We start from the raw sequence: 17,679 nt of genomic DNA on the forward strand, positions 1-17,679 counted from the left end.
TCATGAATGAACCGGTACTCTATGAACTGAACGCGGGCGTCGCGACCATTACGCTGAATCGCCCGGAAACACGCAACGCGCTGACGGAAATGGAAGTGGTCGATGCGCTGGTGGCGAGCCTCGAACGCGCGCAGGCGGACATCGACGTGCGCGCGATCGTGCTGACGGGCGCGGGTCCCGCGTTCTCGTCGGGCGGCAACATCAAGCATATGCGCGACGAGGTCGGCACCTTCGGCGGCAACTCGGCGCAGATACGCGAGAACTACCGGCGCGGCATCCAGCGCATTCCGCGCGCGTTTCATGAACTCGACGTGCCGTGTATCGCCGCCGTCAACGGACCGGCGCATGGCGCGGGCTGCGATCTCGCGCTGATGTGCGACATCCGCATCGCCGGGCAGAGCGCGCTGTTCGCGGAGAGCTTCGCGAAAGTCGGCATCATTCCCGGCGACGGCGGCGCTTGGCTGCTGCCGCGCGTGGTCGGCCAGTCGCGGGCTGCGGAAATGATTTTCACAGGCACGCCGATCGACGCGCAATGCGCGCTCGACTGGGGGCTCGTGTCGCGCGTCGTGCCGGACGAACAGTTGCTGCCCGCCGCGCTCGAACTCGCGCAACGCATCGCCAGCAATCCGCCCAACGTGCTACGCATGAGCAAGCGCCTGATGCGCGAAGGCCAGCGCATGGACCTGCCGAGTCTGCTGGAACTGTCGGCGGCCTTTCAGGGCATCGTGCATCGCACGGCGGATCATCGCGAAGCAATCGCCGCGACCTTCGAGAAACGCCCGCCGCGCTACACGGGCGAGTGATATCGCATGGCGCGATGGACCCGCGCAACGCGATATGCGACAGTCCTTCTACTCAGGCTAACGCAGCATGGACATGCGCAGGAAAATCAAGGAGACGCCGGAGCTTGCGGCAGCGCTGCATCTGGAGCGGCGCGCCGCGGACGCAATGGATGACCGCCCCGTCATCACGCAGCGCATCGGCTTTTTTCTGGTGCCGAACTTCTCGATGATGGCCCTTAGTTCGGCCACCGAGCCGCTGCGCGCCGCCAACCGGATGAGCGGCAAGCCGCTCTACAGCTGGCATCTGATCAGCGCCGACGGCGAGCCGGTATCGTCGAGTTCGGGGTTTTCGCTGCTGCCTGAAGTGGCCATGACGTCGTCGATCGCAGTCGATCAGTTGTTCGTCGTCGCGAGTATCGGCGTCGAGAATTACCGCAGCGAGCCGGTGTTCGACTTTCTGCGACGTTATGCGGCGAGCGGCAAGCCGCTCGGCGGCATCAGCCTCGGCACGATGATTCTGGCGCGCGCCGGTCTGCTCGACCGGCGCCGCTGCACGATCCATTGGGAAGCGTTGAAGGCGCTCGCGGACGAGTTCCCCGCGCTGACGGTCACGCGCGACCTCTATTGCATCGACGGCGACCGGCTTACGTGCGGCGGCGGCACGGCCGCGATCGACCTGATGCTCGACATGATCGCCCGCGCGCATAGCCATCGGCTCGCCGCCGACGTCGCCGACCAGTTCCTGCACACGCGCATCCGGGCATCGCAGGAGAGCCAGAAAATGGCGATTCAATGGCGCTATGGCATCGAGGACCGGCGCATCGTCAATGCGATCACGCTGATGGAGCAGAACATCGAGCGGCCCGTGCCGGTGCAGACGCTCGCCTCGCTGGTCGGCATTTCGCCGCGCCAGTTCGAACGCATGTGGCTCCGACACTTCAACATGGGGCCGTCGCAGTTCTATCTGGATTTGCGCCTGAAAGCCGCGCAAAAGCTGTTGCACGAATCGACCTCATCGATCTTCGACATTGCGATGCAATGCGGATTCGCCAGCGCCTCGCATCTGGGGCGTTGCTATCGCAAGACTTTCCACATCACCCCGGGACAGGAAAGAGCGGGCAGAGCGAAATGACCTACGCCCGCTCCGCCAACGGCTGCTGTGGTCGGCATTGCTGACGTCGGCTCCGCGACAAGTTCGAACGGCGGCTTGGTTCCCGTTGGGAAGTCAGCAGATGACTCAATTCGGCCGGTTGGCACGGATGCGGCCCAAAGGCCGCTTTGGCGTACCCAACCGACACTCGAACGCCATCGAGCGACTTTCGATCACGTTCATACGGATAGTGACAGGGTTCGTCCATCTGGCGGTCATCCTCCAGTCAGATCAGTGCCATCCGATTCGGCCGCGCAGCGCAACGGATCCTGGACTTAAGCTGAACCGCGACTAGCTGAGAGGCACAATCCCACGATGGCCTTACACCTTTGCCGAAAGCGCCCGACACGCTTCGACGGGCAAATATCGGCAACACCAGGATAGGCTCGTACCCGTCGACCCGCAAGCTCGCGCTAAGCGTTGTCACTCGCCCGTTGGAATACATCGACAGTGGCGTCGAGCGTCATTCGTGCCTTTTCGCGCCGTCGGCGCGCGAGTCGCTCCGCGCCCGCGCTCCGTTCGGCTTCACCGGCAAGCAAAGCATGAATGTCGGCCAGCGTAAGGATGGTGCCAACACTGCCCCAAGTACCGTCCGGAATCTCCGTCGGGAAGACCCAGACGCGCGGTGCGACCTCTTCGTACGGTCGGCTCTCGGCGCGGGCTACCGCTTCCGTGACCGCCCTAACGAGCGCTCTACGCGACTCGTCGGTGTATTGGCCTTCAGGCACCGACGGAATGATCCGGTAACGCGCTGCTTTCGAGCGCTCCCCACCGACGAATACGGCAGCAGGTCGATGGAGATTGAGCACAGATACGCGCTGTGCAATCGGATTGGCCGGATCATACCCTTCCGCCTTGATCAGAATGTCAGTCAATTCTTTTATCAGATGGGCTTCCGCCTCACGGGTCAAGGCATCTTCCGGCCAGAGTGCGTCGATCATTGGCATGGTGCTGCTCCTTCATCAGGTGTTTTGGCGTTGCGGTTCGCACGAGAACTCTTCTACTCGTTCAGGCATGCATATCGGTTAAATGAGCGCAATCACGACATCGATGTTGCCGCGCGTAGCCTTGGAATACGGACAGGTCTGATGTGCCCGGTCCACCAGCGCCTGAGCGACATCACGCGGCAAGCCGGGAAGGCTCACGTTCAAACGCGCTCCGAGAAAGTGGGCGCCGTCAGTGGTCCCAAAATCAATTTCGGCATCGACACTCGTGTCGGCGGGCAGCATCACGTTCAAGGCGCGTGCGGCCCCACCCATTGCGCCAATAAAGCATGCCGACCAGGCGGCGCCGAACAGCTGCTCGGGATTCGTCCCGGCGCCTGCTGAACCCGGTCGCGAAAGTTTGACGTCGAGGCGGCCGTCTGAACTGCGCGCGGCCCCTTCGCGGCCGCCCGTCGTATGGATCTTGCCTGTGTACAGCACGTTTTCGATTCGAGTCATGATGGTTTGCTCCAGTTGATCAATGGAAGTATTGAAGTGCGCAGATGTATCCCACGTGTGCCGGAAAGCGGCGGACTTGTAATCTCAGGTATCAACCTGCCAGCAGATACAGCGCATACACGGCTGCGGCATGCCAGATCCAGCGAATGCAAGACCGGGTTCCGCACCGTTATGTCGATTGTCAGAACAGATGTCGCACGCCTCTCCCGACACCAAACGGATCACCGCCCGGAAATGCGCGAGGGGTGCCCCTCCTGGAAGGGCACCTCGGCATGCTCAGTGCCCGGCGCTCTGGCCGCCGTCCACGTGCAGAATCTCGCCCGTGACGAACGGTGCGGAGTCGAGATACAGCACGGCGTTGACGATGTCGCTCATCTCGCCCATATGGCCGACAGGATGCAGCGCGCCCAGCGCCTCATGCGTTTCTGGCGCGTGCATCGGCGACTTGATGGCGCCCGGCGAGACAGCGTTCACGCGGATACCTGTCTTCGCGTATTCGATTGCGAGCGATTTTGTGGCCGCGTTCAAGCCGCCCTTGGTCAGCGATGCGAGAACCGACGGCACGCCCGAGATCGCGTGATCGACAAGGCTCGTCGTGATCTGCAGTACGTGACCGCTCTTGTTCTTTTCCATTTCCACGATCGCGAGCTGCGTAATGTGGAAGAAGCCGTTCATATTTACGTTCATCACCGACGCATAGTCTTCCGCCGTGTATTGCGTGAACGGCTTGGCGATGAAGATGCCCGCATTATTGATCAGCGTGTCGACGCGGCCGAAGCGCTTGACGGCTTCCGATACGGCGCGCTGTGCCACTTCGCGGTCGCCAATGTCGCCGGCGATCGTCACGACGTTCGGATCTTCGGAAGGCTTGATCGAGCGTGCCACCGCGACGACGCGATAGCCTTGCTCGCGAAAACCTTCGACGATCTCGGCGCCAATGCCTTGCGATGCACCCGTCACGATAGCGACCTTCTGCGAATTGCTCATGATTGACCTCTGAACGTTTGTTCGGCTCGCGTCGGAATTGACCGTGCCGTTAGGTCGCAAATCTAGGGTTCCGCGAGCGACTTGCGTACACCCGCAATGGACAAACAGTTGTGATCGCCAGGAACAAGTGCGGCTGGTGCGTCATCCGTGCACTTCAAGCGTGTCAGGATGCGGGCTGGGAATGTCCAAATGGTCTTTAACTGAAATTCAGTTGTGCGCGTACGCGCAGCCACTCGCGTTTGTGCCAAGCACCTTCGGCGTCGGACATGTTGCGAACATGCGGGCATTCACAGAGAACATCGAGATCCTGCCTGCCCCTGTGTCAGGCGGAAGCCGAGATGCGTTCATGGCGCATGTGGCAGGTTCCGGATGCGGATCGGTCGTTCAAGCGACCGCTTTGTGGAATCGGCGAGCGACAACAATTGGCCGGTTTTACCCGTTGGACGATGACGACACAAAGCTGACGCTTGCATGGTCCAACGGTTTTGAACGGCGGCTTACGGCGACGTCGGCGAGCGAGTGCACGCATGACCACGCCGCCTGTAGTGTTGAAGCGTAGAACAAAGCAGTTCCCGGTCCGGCACCCGCCCTTCAGGCCCTCTGTAGTATGTCGATTGCCTTTTCGGCATCGTCCAACGAGTCAACCGCGATATAGGCAATGAACTGTGTGCCAAGTACAGCGGCGGAAACGCCGCGGAGGTTGATCCCCCATCGGCCAACATCCGGGTCAACTGTGCGATGATCCCCAGTTGGTCCAAACCCATTACACGGACGGAGTGAAGGCTTGGGGTAACGCTGAACCCCACCTTGGTCGCGGCACGGATCTCCTGTTCCCCTGCAGCGGTGCGACAAACACGACCCCCTTGCCCGATGCATCCGGCGTGCGACGTGCGACGACGAACTGCAAGTCTGCGCCAGCATCCCGCAAAGCGCTTAATACCTGCGCCAGCCCGCCCGGTTTGTCATCGATGCTAGCGGCCCAAACATCGACGCGTTCTACGCTCAGTTCCATGGCTGTCCCTCCCACCTGATGCATCTCCCAATTAAAATTTACGTCACCAACGGCACGCGAGCAAGGCCGGCAGCGTAAGCGACACACGGGAATACCGGAACCCCGGACCGGCACCAGGAGGTTTGACGCTATGCAACGCCGGTACTCGACACCCGCCAAAGCTTCGGCGGTCCAGGGCCGCACCCCGGGTTCTATCGCCGCTTGCCGCAAACGCTGACGGGACAACAAAGCAACCCAAAGAGGACAACGGGCAGTGGCCTCCGTGCATGGATCAGATCACGCGCGTCTGGCATGGTTGCCGCCCTATGAACTTACGTTGGCCGACCTATGATCGCCACGCCATCGGCCGCGCACACGCCCCTTCCCTCCGGCAGAACAAAAATCGGATTTATCTCCGCTTCGTGCAACCGGGAGCCCAGTTGAACCGCCATCTGCGCAAACGCGACAACCGCCGACACCAGTGCGTCCACATCGGCACGGGGTCTGCCTCTGAACCCATCCAGCAGCGGGTACGTCTTGAGTTCGCGGATCATGGCGAGCGCGTCGTCGCGCGACAGGCCCGTCTGCGGACACAGCAGACGCATCGACGTGTCCTTGATCAGTTCGGCAGTCACACCGCCCATCCCGAGCAAAATCGCCGAGCCGAGAGGATCGCGATGAAGGCCGAGTATCACTTCCGTGCCACCCGTCACCATTTCCTGCACGAGAAAGGCCTCGGCCTTCGTGCCCGTCGCCGTCTCAACATCGTCGCGCATCTGGTTCAGGCGTGCGCCAATAGCATCAGCGGACACGCCGATCGCCACGCCCCCTACATCGCTCTTGTGCGTGATGGCGTCGGACAGCAGTTTCAGCACGACGGGGCCACCCAGCGTTCGCGCTGCGGCTTCTGCATCCTTCGCGTTGCAGACACGGATTTCACGTACCGAATGCACGCCAAACTTCGCAAAGAGCGCTTTGGCTTCGGCCTCGTTGAGCGAGCCCTGCCGGAGTTCATCGGGATCGAAGCTGATCTGTTTCGGCTGGACCTGCACGCTCTTGCCGCGTCGCATGTTCTCCTCGTGCTGCCACAACGCCGTCAATGCACTAGTCGCGCTCTCCGGGCTCGTAAACGCGGGCACGCCTTCCCTGTTCAACAACCGCGTGATGCCCGGCGCGTGCGGACTGACATACGCAATGACGGGTTTATCCGTTCCCGGCAATGAATCGCGGATTGCGCCCGCCATCAGGTCCGGCATTGCGAGACCGGACGAACCGACGATGATCGCAACTGCGTCATAGCTACAACTGTCAAGCAGAGTGCGAATCGCGCTGCGCAACAGATCCGGCTGCAACCCCGCCAGCGTGACGTCGATCGGATTGCGATCGAGCACAGCGTGGTCGCCCGTTTGCAATGCGCGCAGGCTGGCCGCGGTCGCCTCATCCGGCGCGGGCGTTTCGAGTCCGGCGACTCCAAGGCTGTCCGCTACGAGCGTCCCCGCACCACCCGTCGACGTGAGGATAGCGACGCGCTTACCGGCGAGTTTGCGACGGCTTGCGAGCGTGTTCGGAACATCGAGCAGATCGGAGAATGTCGCGGCGCGTATCACACCCGTTTGCTGGAACAGCGCGTCGTACATCCGGTCAGAGCCCGCGAGCGCACCTGTATGCGAGACCGCCGAGCGCGCGCCCGATTCCGAGCGCCCGATCTTGAACACGACGACCGGCTTGCCCGCGGCCCGAGCACGAAGCGCAGCCGCGCGAAACCGTTCGGGATCGCGCAGTCCTTCCATATACAGCGCGATTACCGACGTCGCTTCGTCCTCTATCAGATAATCGACGAAGTCGGCCATGTCCAGATCGGCTTCGTTACTGGTAGACACAAGCTTCGACAAGCCAATGCCCGCCGCCGTCGCACGCGACAGCATTGCCCCGAGGATGCCGCCGCTTTGCGACACGACGCCGATGCCGCCGGCCGCGAACGCATCGGTTTCGAGCGCGCCGCTCGCGGACAACGTGATCCCGTCAGTGAGATTCACGAGGCCGATCGTGTTCGGCCCAAGCAGGCGCATCGGCCCGGCTGCTTCTATCAATTGCGCCTGTCGCCGCGCGCCTTCGTCGCCCGTCTCTGCATAGCCACTCGCAAGAACGATTGCGGCACTCGTGCCCCGGTCCGCCAAATCCTTCACAGCGAGATACGCGCGCCCGGCGCCGAGCAACACAATGCCCACATCGGGCGCTTCCGGCAGCGCGGCCACGTTGGGATAGCAGGTCAATCCGTCGATCGTGTCGTAGCGCGGATTGATGGGATACACCGCGCCGTCGAAGCCGTGCTTTTTCAGGTAGGCAATGGGACGGCCGGACGTCTTCGACGTATCCGCCGACGCGCCAACCACAGCTACGCTTTTCGGGCGCATCAATCGGGAAATGGCGTTCATGCTGGTCTCCGTGCTCACCGTGTCTTCGTCAAAAATGCATGCACTGCTTCGCGATGCTCGCGACTCGTGTAGCACACCGCCTGCGCCTGGCTCCCCTGCGCGAATACCTGCTGCGCCGACAGTTCGTAGCTCTGGTTCAAGATCGACTTGCCGAGTGCCAGCGCGGTCGCGGAGCCTTCGCCGAGTCTGGATGCCCATGCGCGGGCTTCATCGAGCAATGCATCTGGCGCGCAAAGGCGGTCAGCAATGCCGAGGTCGAGTGCTTCTTTCGCTTCCACTTTGCGGCCGCTGAAGATGAGATCCTTGGCACGCGCGAGTCCGACCCGTCGCGGGAGAAAGTACAGGCCGCCACCATCGGGTATGAGGCCCCGGCGTATGTAGCTCCACGCGAAGCTCGCCTGGTCCGACGCGACAATAAAGTCGCACGACAAGGCCATGTCTGCGCCGAGTCCTGCCGCCGCACCGTTGACGGCCGCGATGGTCGGCTTCGGCATCGAATACAGCAGGTCCACCGTATGATGCACACGTTGCTGGCGTGTCCATCCGTTGAAGGCGACGTCGCCCGCCGGGGCTTCCATGCGCTGCGCCATGCCGCTCACGTCGCCGCCTGCGCAAAAACCCTTGCCGTTGCCCGTGAGGATGATCGCGCGCACCAGCCTGTCGCGCTTCACGGTCTCCAGAGCGTCGATCAGTTCGGTGCGCATGTCGTCGGTCATTGCGTTGAGCTTGTCGGGGCGATTCAGCGTGATGACGGCGATGCCCGACTCGACGACGAGTTGAATGGTTGCGGATGGGTTCATTGATGTCTCGATTGCTCGGTGTGAATGTCGTGCAATGAAGCATAGTCGCGACATGCTGCTGCGGCATCCCCGTTGTTCCACTGGTTGGAACGGTGAAGGATCGTATCGCTTAACATCACTGTTCCATCAGTTGAAACTTCGGTCTTGTCACAAGCGGATCGCAGCCGATAATTACCCCCAACGCACAGCACTTTGGGCGCGCCGGGTGCGCAGTGCACAACCGATAATGAGTGGAGACATCATGCACACAGCGCACACAGCGCCCCTGGATTCCGTATCTGATCGGCCCCGCGCCGAGGCCGTCTACCGCAAGGTCACCATCCGGCTTCTGCCATTTCTTTTCATCTGCTATGTGTTCGCCTACATGGACCGCGCGAACATCGGCTTTGCGCATTTGCAGTTTTCACGCGATGTCGGGCTGTCGGATGCCGCATTCGGGCTTGGCGTCGGACTCTTTTACGTCGGCTACATGCTATTCGAGGTGCCGAGCAATCTCTGGCTCGAACGCGTCGGCGTCAGGAAGACGCTGCTGCGCATCATGGTGTTGTGGGGTCTCGTGTCCGCCGCAACGGCATTCGTGCAGACGCCGACGCAGTTCTACATCGCGCGCATATTGCTCGGCGCTGCCGAAGCGGGCTTCTTTCCCGGCGTGATCCTTTACTTCACATACTGGTTTCCAGCGGCGCGCCGCGCGCGAGTGACGGCGATCTTCATGACGGCCATCTGCGTGTCGGGAATCATCAGCGGCCCGGTTTCGGGGATGATCCTGAACACGCTGTCGGATTTCATGAATGTCAAAGGGTGGCAGTGGCTTTTCGTTCTCGAAGGCCTGCCTTCCGTGATTGCGGGTCTGTTTGCGTATATGTATCTGACGGACCGCCCGGAGCAGGCAAGCTGGCTGTCATCGCATGAAAAGGACGTTCTGCTCGGCGAATTGCGCCGTGATGCACAGACAAAAGCCGCGCGAGCTCATGCGTCGATCTGGGTTGCGCTGAAGGAACCGAAGTTCTACTTCCTGACTTTCGCGTACTTCAGCGTACCGTGGGCAAGCATCGTCGTGCACATCTGGGCACCCAGCGTGATCCAGAAAAGCGGTGTCACGAACTACTGGCACATTGGCCTGCTGTCGGCGATTCCTTATATCGTCGGTGCGGCTGCGATGTATCTGCTTGGCAGGAACTCCGACCGCATGCTCGAGCGTCGCTGGCACTTCATGGCGAGTTCGGTGATGGCAGCGTTGGGCGTCGTGTTGCTTCCGGCTTTCGCCAGCCACCCGGGTGCACTGGTCGCGCTGCTTTCCCTCGCGACGGCCGGCTATCTGGGCATGCTGTCGCTGTTCTGGACTATTCCGCCTGCGTATCTGTCCAGCACGGTTGCAGCAAGCGGGATTGGTCTCATCAGCAGCCTCGGGCAGTTCGGCGGCATTTCCGCGCCGACAGTCATCGGATTCGCTTCTACGCATTTCGGCAGCAGTGCGCTCGGCCTGTATGCGGTGGCGATCGTGTCGATTCTCGGCGGGCTTGCTATCGTGCTGGGTATTCCGGCTCGCGCCATCAGCGAGAAATAGTAGACAGGCGCGCTATCCCTCGATATGCATCGTCGCGATAACGATCTCGTCGCGCAGGCGAAGCAGTGGCGGCGCAAGCGAATCCACCACCGACTCTAACGAATCGACCGTACGCACACTGAAGTTGAGCACCGTTAGCCGATGCCCCGGTATGGCAAGCGGTGCCGCAAGCGAAACCACCTCAGGCTGCCAGGTGGCAACGCAATATCCGCGCTGATGGACGGCCCGCACGGCATCGGCGATCTCCTTCTCCAGCGCGGCCCACCCTGCGCGCTTGCGGCGCCTGAAACGCTCGATCATCGACATGAAGTCTGCCGGCGATTGCATCGCGAGCCACGCCCGTCCCAGCGATGTCAGTTCCATCGGCACACGTTGGCCGGAAACGACTGTACGCAGCGACGCGCGCGGACTATAGCGGACCGACTCCAGATACACCATGTCCTCACCGTCTGCACCTGCTATTCCAACATTAATCCGCAAGCGTTGTGCCGTATCGCGCATCATCGGTGCAGCCGCTTGCAGCAACGTCGACCCGCTTCGCATAGCCTGCGCGACACTGAGCACGGGAATGCCCAGCCTGTACGCGCGTCGCGTTGCATCGTGCTCCAGAAAACCGGCCTCAACCAGTGTGGCCGCAAGACGGCTTACTGTCGCCTTCGGCAAGCCCGTGCGCTCGACAAGATCGCTGTTGGACAGCAAGGTGGCGCCCGGACCGAATGCGCGCAGAATGTCGATTCCACGATCGAGCGAGCGGTTTAACGAACTGGATGAGTCACGTCGTGGCGAAGTCGTGTCGAAACTGGATGGCATCCTGTATCAGTCGGTAGTGGTTCGCGGCGACACCCGAAATATTGCGCTGATGTCAGCTAGCTACGTTATCAAAGATTAGTGCTGCCGCAAACGTTCCTACATCCCAGTTCCGCTCGATGCTGCAGCAGCGGGAACCCACAGGATCATTTTCCAATGAAAAGCACGCAGTCATGATGTGGCGCCCCACGCGCTCAGCGCGGGCGCCCGTCCTCACGACTTCCGAAGGGAACTGTCCTAGCCATGGATTGATTAAGATTTAGCGGAGCAGGACAGTCAGAACGGAGGCGCACCAGTGACGGAAGGCTGTTGCCCGACCATAGTTTACCTGGTATCCGACTGCGACGACCGCCCGGTGACTCAATAGGCATTTGCAGCGGTCGGACGACCTGACGTCTTTTGCACGCTCAATGTCGCCCGTCGTGCCTGCTTGCCGGAGCAACTTGGCCGCCTGTTCGAGACTCGTGCCGAACAGGTGGGCAACCTGATGTAATTCGAACCAGGCTGCGCTCTCGTCGAGCCTTCCATCGATTTTCCTGCTGCTCGACGCACAAACATACTTTACCGACTTCATCGTGCACGCTCCTCCTAGTCGTTCGCACCATCAGCAGAATCGTTCCGCACGCTGTTATCGAATCGTACTTCCTTTGACCGCACCTCTATTTAACAGGCCCCGTGCATCCCGCCGATAGAACAAATCCGCCCATGTTAGGGAACTGCGTCGCCAATCCGCCGGATATCGGAAAGACATGACACCACCCACGGGAACGCTCCGTTCGTCGCAGCCCGACCTCGGGCGAGCAACATCCGGTAGCCCCTCGCCAGCATTTGTGACTGAAGCTTGCAAACTTCAGCGCAAATGCCTTCGCACCATGAGGCAACTCCACAGCCCTTAGCCAGCGCTCAGGCGGGCAATGCTCCCGGCAGGTCTTCAATCACTAATGGTCGAACCAGGTTACCGAGTGTTGCGTGGGAATCGCCTCCAAATCCTGCCTGCCACAATCCCTCGCGATGAGGATGACACCCAGCGGCGCGGGCGAGCTTGGACTGAGACGGCGCGGTGCAGAGAATGTAGTTCCTACGCTTTGCAACAAAATCCGGTCGCTTCGATTATCCCCGGCAACAATCGCCTTGATTCGTAGTAGCCGCTCGCCGAGCGCGCCGGCTATGTTTTCCAGCCAGTCAAGCGTTGTTTCCCACGACTCATTTTCGTCGAGCTTAGCTCGAAACACACGGACTCTCGGGTGGAGCAATCGACGAGGCGTTGGTCGCGTGGATTGGTCAGTGACGGGTACCGGCGCTCCACCGTCTGGCGGAAGAAACGCTTCGCGTGCGCGACCTGATGCCGAGAACTCGTTGACGACTCTTGCAAGCGGGTTGGCAGCTGTCACGGATTCAAATGCCTCGTCGCGCCTGGCACTCGATACGAGGTCGACCTTGGTGAGAACGACTGTGCTGGCAGCGGCCAGTTGCGCCACAGCGTTCTCAAAGTCATCGGTCGACAACGACGGTCGACTGCAATCGTAGGTCGTAACCAGATGCAGCTTAAGCCGTAGGTCAGCGAGTTCCTGCAGTGATGAAACAATGGGCCCAGGCCGCGAGAGACCGCTGCATTCCAGGACGATGCGGGCGAATGGACCCTGCCCCGAGAGCCGACGTGACTCGACCAAGTCTTGCACCGTGGTCACCAGGTCGTTCGTCAATGAACAGCACACACAACCGTTACTAAGCGTGGCCATCGACATTCCGCGCGCCGACTCAGAGAGCACAGCCCCGTCGATGTTTATCTCGCCCGCCTCGTTGACAATGATGGCGGTGTCGGTCGCGATCTCGCTGGCGAGCAGGCCCTCAAGCAGCGTGGTCTTCCCGCTACCCAGCATGCCTGAGACGATAATGAATTGAGGTCCATATTGCATGCTGCCCCTCACCGCGTGCGTTGATTCGCAGGCGACGGCCAGCTACCTGCGACCATTTCGCGGACGTCGGACAGCAGTTCGTCGACGTCGTAGACCATTCCACCTCGAATTGTCTTCAGCAGGCAACGTTTGTATTCAGGGCCGTTGGTTTGTTCATTCAATCTGACCGTGCCAGTGCCATACAGCAGCTTGAAGTCGGTCAACGGGTTCTGGTCATGGACAAGGATGTCGGCACGCTTGCCGACTTCTAGCGTTCCTGCGTCGTCCAGAATCCCGAGGAGTTCAGCCGCGTGCGACGTGGCCGCTCGCAGCACCTCGAGAGGTGAGAATCCTGCTTCCTGGAAAAGCTCGAGCTCACGAACAAAGCCGAAGCCGTAGATTTGGTACATGAAACCAGAGTCGCTTCCTGCGCAAACGCGCCCGCCGCGATTCTTGTACTCGTTGAGGAAAGTCATGAGGATGCGGAAGCTCTCCTTCCACTCGACCTCGTTCTTTACGGACCAGCGATAGAAGTACGCACCGTGCCCGCCGCGTTGGGGCTGGAAATACTTCCACGTGGTGCTGTCAGTATATTCATCGTGCCAGTCAGCACGGCGCGCACGCATCAGGTCACGATTACTGTCGTAAACATTCATCGTCGGAACGAAGGTGTGTCCCGCTTCCAGGAAGGCCTCGATTACCTCATTCCACTTTGCGCTGCCAGGCCTGGCTGCTTGCAGAAAGGTCTGGCCAGCCGTCGCAAACCGCATGTATTCATCGTTGTAGTTGTAGTCGTCACTGACCGACTGGAGAGTGCGACCGTCAAACAGCGCCTCCGGGATACCGTACGCGTGCTCGGTGCTTGTCAGTCCCCAGCGGGCTGTACGCAACGCATTCATGCGCCCCACCGACAGCTGCGCGTGGTGGCAGCAGGTGCGCAGCCCGAGCTTCCTGCTTTCGTCGAGCGCGGATTCCATGATTGCGGGAGGCGCGCCAAAGAACTTGACGCCTCGCGCCCCTTTCGCGTGTGCCTTGCGCAACCATTCACGTCCTTGCTCGGGCGTGAAGATGGTCTTCAGGTAATCGTTGACCGCCGGAAAGTAGACGTACGGATATAGCGTCGGAGCAGCAATCTGCCCCTCATCGGCCGCTGCCGCCTGCTGCTGCGTCCAGGCAAGGCCGTTCATCGTCCCAGCCTCACGTACGCTCGTGACACCATGAGCCAGCCAGAGCTTGTAGATATAGTCTGCCGGCAACATCTCGCCGTTCTCCGCGTGGAACGGCGTGCCGATATGCGCGTGGCAATCTATAAAGCCCGGTGTTACGAATTTTCCGGAGCAGTCAATCTCGTGGTCGCCTGCGACCGGACGACGTGCCGGATTGATGGGCAACCCGGGCACGCCGACCGCGGCTACCTGAGCAATGCGTCCGTCCTCGACGACAATATCCGCTGGCCCCCAAGGCGGCGCTCCTGTCCCATCGATGACCATTGCGCCGCGCAGAACGAGCCGACGAAATGGACCGAGGCCGCGGTCTCGCTTTGTCGCGGCCTGCACCTGTCCCAAACCTTTTTTGGCGAAACCAGCGACCATTTCTTCGCCAACTTCAATCTCTGCTTCAGGCGCGTTCATGTTGTCTCCGTGACAGGTTTGGCCCTCGCGGGCATCAGCGGCAATCCTTCAGAAAACCTTCGTACCAAGCGCGACGTCGCGCTCAGGCTTCAGAAAGACAACCGCGCCATTGGCCTGCTCAACGCCAAGCATAAGAACCTCAGACTTGAAACCCGCGATACGACGACTGCCGAGGTTCACTGCACCGATGACCATTTGCCCGACCAGTTCTTCAGCTTCGTACAGCGCTGTGTACTGACCGCTCGTCGATAGCTCACCAAGGTCACCAAAATCAATCCAGATCTTGTAGGCAGGCTTACGTGCCTCGGTATTCAATTCGACTCGTGCAATGCGACCAGCCCGCATGTCGACCATTGAAAATGCTTCGTAGGGAGTCGTATCACTCATGTTGTCACTGTCAGAAAATATTGATTCAAAGCCCAACAAGAACACTCCGACATCGAACTGCGTTCGGGCGGAAGTAGCTCCGTTGCTATACCGGTGCTTCGGTGTTCCGCATTTCCACTGCCCGCACATCGGATGGGTGTTTGTATCTGACTACAGGGAGCAGAGGACCTTCGAGTTCCTCCTGGCAAACGCGCATGGATGGTTGAACATAGTCCAGAATGATTGGGCGAAAATGTCGACGCTCAGCCGTACGTTCGAAAATCGGAAGCGTCGCACCATGGGCTACCGCGTCTTCGATTTGTTCCTCAACAAGCGTCGCCGCAACGTCGTCGATAAGCGGTCCGACGTCGGTTTGCTCGTCAAGCGGGTCTCCGACGCGCAGTCGATTTGCGTGCTCGACGAGCGTCGAGACGACCGAATCCGCAATCGAGTCGTGAACATAAAGACACGATACGCGTTCGGCTTCTGCGCGCAAAGGAGGAAAGAATGCTCGGTGTATGACCGCGTCGCATGTGGATTCGAGGTTCAAATTTTCATCTACGACCAGCGGAGCCCGGCTGACCGTTGTTATCGTCGCAGGCATCAATGCTTCGTCGCACGCACGCAAGATGTAGCTTCCCACCTCGCGGCTCCCTCGAAACCTCACTTCGCTGACGCGAGAATCCATGAGTGCCAGACGAAGCATTCCAATGTCATCTGTCGAAGACACGACGCTTAATAAGCCGTCCAGTTCGCTACCTTCATTCCACAACGATGCAAGCGACAACAATGTGAGCGAGGCACGGGAAGACGGCTTCACTACCAGCGCGCGTCCCGCGCCCAGGACGGCGACGGCCTCCGTTGCCAACGACAGCACGGGGTCACACCAGTTCAATATGCTGAAGGTAGTTCGCGATGCAGTTGCCTCGGGCGACAGCGGCACCGCAGCGCTAGGACAGTACAGGTCGAGAGTCGCCAGAGCCGCCAGCACTTCAAGACGAGCAAACCTGATTGGCTTGCCGGTCTCGTGGCTGATGAGGCGCGCCAACTGCTCACGTTGTACAGCAATCCTTCTGGCCCAGACGCACAATCGCTCCTGGACGGTTCGTGTGTTTTGCAGAGAACCGGCAACGATTGAGGCTCTTTCGAAGCTGGCCGAGACGGTCCGACAGTCGGTGTCGGGCACGCTACCAACGACCGTACCGTCGAAAGGGCTGCTGATGTCAAAACGGCGTGTGACGCTGGCCCGCACGCTGGACGAGCGCGCGGGCAACGGGTGACTTACCGCGGTGAACTGTCCGTCTTGCATCGCTTATGCTGCGGTCCTGGCCACGGCCAGCGCACGTCCAAACATACCGAGTGCGTCGGCTACGTCCTGGTCGGACACGGTCAGCGGCGAAAGAAAGCGCACGACGTTACGCTCGACACCGCACTTGATAATCAACAGGCCTTCTTCGCGTGCCGTATCGAGCACTCGCTGAGTCAGCGCGCTGTCCGGCGTCTTGGCCTGAGCGTCGGAGACGAACTCTACAGCCACCATCGCGCCCGTCTGACGGATTTCGCCCATCTCCGGATGCGAGGACTTGAGCTCCTCGAGGCCGACACGGAGTTGCTCGCCAATTTCGACACTGCGCTCCAGCAAGTCTTCTTGTTCGAAGATGTCGAGCACTGCATTCGCGGCCGCACACGCCAACGGGTTACCACCATAGGTTCCACCCAATCCGCCGGGAGTCGGCGCATCGACAATTTCAGCCCGGCCGACGACGCCAGAGATGGGCAAGCCACCTGCGAGGCTTTTGGCCACCGTCACGAGGTCAGGCTGAATGCCCGAGTGCTGGAATCCGAACATCGTGCCGGTGCGGCCGAAGCCCGTCTGGATTTCATCGCAAATCAAAACGATTCCGTGCTTCGTCGTGAGTTCGCGCAGAGCCCGCATAAATTCGGCCGGCGCTGCGAGGAAGCCGCCGTCGCCCTGGACCGGCTCGAGAATAATCGCAGCGACACGGTCCGGTTGGATCTGCGTGCTGAAAATCGTCTCGAGAGCCTTCAAGGCGTCGTCTGACGAGATGCCGTGATATGCGTTCGGATACGGTGCGTGATAGACATCGGGCGCGAACGGTCCGAAGTTCTGCTTGTAGGGGGCGCTCATACCGGTGAGCGACATCCCGAGCAGCGTGCGGCCATGGAAACCACCGCGAAAAGCAATGACGCCGGGGCGATTCGTATAGCCGCGAGCAATCTTGATTGCGTTTTCGACGGCTTCTGCACCCGTGGTCAGGAAGACCGATTTATAGCCTTGCCCCGGCGCCACCAGTTCGGACAGGCGTGCTGCCAGGCGCAGGTACGGCTCGTAGCTCACAACCTGAAAGCACACATGCGAGAACGATTCGAGCTGTTGCTGCACGGCTGCGACGACGGCCGGGTGGTTATGACCAACGTTCAGAACGCCGATACCACCAACGAAATCGAGGAATTTACGCCCGCTCTCGTCCCAGAGATAAGCACCTGCGGCACGCGTTGCAACGACCGGGTGTGCCGTCGCAACGCCGCGGGCAACGTAGGTTTGGCGAAGCGCGGCGGCGCTCTGAGCTTTTTCGAGACTCTTGTTCATGAAATGACCTCCTGAGGTGGAACTCATAGTAGGAAGCCACAAACACAGAGAACATCTACTTTAAGTAGGAATATGACCACGGATTTTCATCTATTTTGACGAAATTCCTACTTCGTATACTAATCTTGAAGCTGCCGTTCCTATCAAACGTGGGTAGTTATGCGATTTCTGGCTGGCTTCAATGAGATACGGCTGGTTCCTGGCGAACCGCGCCG

Annotated in this window: 14 protein-coding genes and 1 pseudogene; 3 read left to right on the forward strand and 12 right to left on the reverse strand. The window is 60.4% G+C overall.

Annotation, left to right across the window (positions count from 1 at the left end; translation table 11 throughout):
- Nucleotides 1-2: 2 nt before the first annotated feature.
- Nucleotides 3-803: a crotonase/enoyl-CoA hydratase family protein gene (locus H1204_RS41830; protein ID WP_180735964.1), complete on the forward strand. Its 801-nt coding sequence runs from the start codon at nucleotides 3-5 to the stop codon at nucleotides 801-803.
- 67 nt (nucleotides 804-870) lie between these two features.
- A complete protein-coding gene (locus tag H1204_RS41835) occupies nucleotides 871-1,914 on the forward strand; it encodes a GlxA family transcriptional regulator (protein ID WP_180735966.1) in 1,044 nt (347 codons plus the stop codon).
- Nucleotides 1,915-2,345: 431 nt separating this feature from the next.
- On the opposite strand, the gene H1204_RS41840 is transcribed toward H1204_RS41835, so the two are convergent.
- The 6 genes and pseudogenes from H1204_RS41840 to H1204_RS41860 form a co-directional block, all read right to left on the reverse strand.
- Nucleotides 2,346-2,879 carry a tautomerase family protein gene (locus H1204_RS41840; RefSeq protein WP_180735967.1) on the reverse strand — a complete coding sequence of 178 codons (534 nt, stop codon included), beginning with the start codon at nucleotides 2,877-2,879 and terminating at the stop codon, nucleotides 2,346-2,348.
- 78 nt (nucleotides 2,880-2,957) lie between these two features.
- Entirely contained in the window at nucleotides 2,958-3,374 is a 417-nt protein-coding gene (locus H1204_RS41845) for an organic hydroperoxide resistance protein (protein WP_180735968.1), read from the reverse strand.
- 276 nt (nucleotides 3,375-3,650) lie between these two features.
- Nucleotides 3,651-4,361 (reverse strand): SDR family oxidoreductase, encoded by a 711-nt coding sequence (locus tag H1204_RS41850; RefSeq protein WP_180735969.1) that lies wholly within the window; start codon nucleotides 4,359-4,361, stop codon nucleotides 3,651-3,653.
- A gap of 591 nt (nucleotides 4,362-4,952) precedes the next feature.
- A pseudogene (locus H1204_RS53075) lies at nucleotides 4,953-5,373 on the reverse strand (ACT domain-containing protein).
- A 311-nt stretch (nucleotides 5,374-5,684) separates the two neighbouring features.
- Nucleotides 5,685-7,787 carry an acetate--CoA ligase family protein gene (locus H1204_RS41855; protein ID WP_180735970.1) on the reverse strand — a complete coding sequence of 701 codons (2,103 nt, stop codon included), beginning with the start codon at nucleotides 7,785-7,787 and terminating at the stop codon, nucleotides 5,685-5,687.
- Between the two features lie 14 nt (nucleotides 7,788-7,801).
- On the reverse strand, nucleotides 7,802-8,587 hold the full coding sequence (locus tag H1204_RS41860; protein ID WP_180735972.1) for an enoyl-CoA hydratase/isomerase family protein: 786 nt from the start codon (nucleotides 8,585-8,587) through the stop codon (nucleotides 7,802-7,804).
- A gap of 241 nt (nucleotides 8,588-8,828) precedes the next feature.
- Between H1204_RS41860 and H1204_RS41865 the strand changes: the two genes are divergently transcribed.
- Nucleotides 8,829-10,154 carry an MFS transporter gene (locus H1204_RS41865; protein ID WP_180735973.1) on the forward strand — a complete coding sequence of 442 codons (1,326 nt, stop codon included), beginning with the start codon at nucleotides 8,829-8,831 and terminating at the stop codon, nucleotides 10,152-10,154.
- 12 nt (nucleotides 10,155-10,166) lie between these two features.
- Here H1204_RS41865 and H1204_RS41870 read toward each other — a convergent pair whose 3' ends face one another.
- The 6 genes from H1204_RS41870 to gabT all read right to left on the reverse strand — a co-directional run bounded on the left by H1204_RS41870 (nucleotide 10,167) and on the right by gabT (nucleotide 17,464).
- Nucleotides 10,167-10,964: an IclR family transcriptional regulator gene (locus tag H1204_RS41870; RefSeq protein ID WP_180735975.1), complete on the reverse strand. Its 798-nt coding sequence runs from the start codon at nucleotides 10,962-10,964 to the stop codon at nucleotides 10,167-10,169.
- 935 nt (nucleotides 10,965-11,899) lie between these two features.
- Nucleotides 11,900-12,877 (reverse strand): GTP-binding protein, encoded by a 978-nt coding sequence (locus H1204_RS41875; protein ID WP_180735976.1) that lies wholly within the window; start codon nucleotides 12,875-12,877, stop codon nucleotides 11,900-11,902.
- Nucleotides 12,878-12,885: 8 nt separating this feature from the next.
- Complete coding sequence (locus tag H1204_RS41880) at nucleotides 12,886-14,487, reverse strand: amidohydrolase family protein (protein ID WP_180735977.1); 1,602 nt, start codon at nucleotides 14,485-14,487, stop codon at nucleotides 12,886-12,888.
- A gap of 48 nt (nucleotides 14,488-14,535) precedes the next feature.
- Nucleotides 14,536-14,874, reverse strand: a complete 339-nt coding sequence (locus H1204_RS41885; RefSeq protein WP_180736283.1) for a tRNA-binding protein — start codon at nucleotides 14,872-14,874, stop codon at nucleotides 14,536-14,538.
- Nucleotides 14,875-14,959: 85 nt separating this feature from the next.
- Nucleotides 14,960-16,162 (reverse strand): aldehyde dehydrogenase family protein, encoded by a 1,203-nt coding sequence (locus H1204_RS41890; RefSeq protein WP_180735979.1) that lies wholly within the window; start codon nucleotides 16,160-16,162, stop codon nucleotides 14,960-14,962.
- A 3-nt stretch (nucleotides 16,163-16,165) separates the two neighbouring features.
- Nucleotides 16,166-17,464: a 4-aminobutyrate--2-oxoglutarate transaminase gene (gene gabT, locus H1204_RS41895; protein ID WP_180735980.1), complete on the reverse strand. Its 1,299-nt coding sequence runs from the start codon at nucleotides 17,462-17,464 to the stop codon at nucleotides 16,166-16,168.
- Nucleotides 17,465-17,679 lie beyond the last annotated feature (215 nt).

The sequence above is a fragment of the Paraburkholderia sp. PGU19 genome, from assembly GCF_013426915.1.
In the GTDB taxonomy this organism is placed as follows: domain Bacteria; phylum Pseudomonadota; class Gammaproteobacteria; order Burkholderiales; family Burkholderiaceae; genus Paraburkholderia.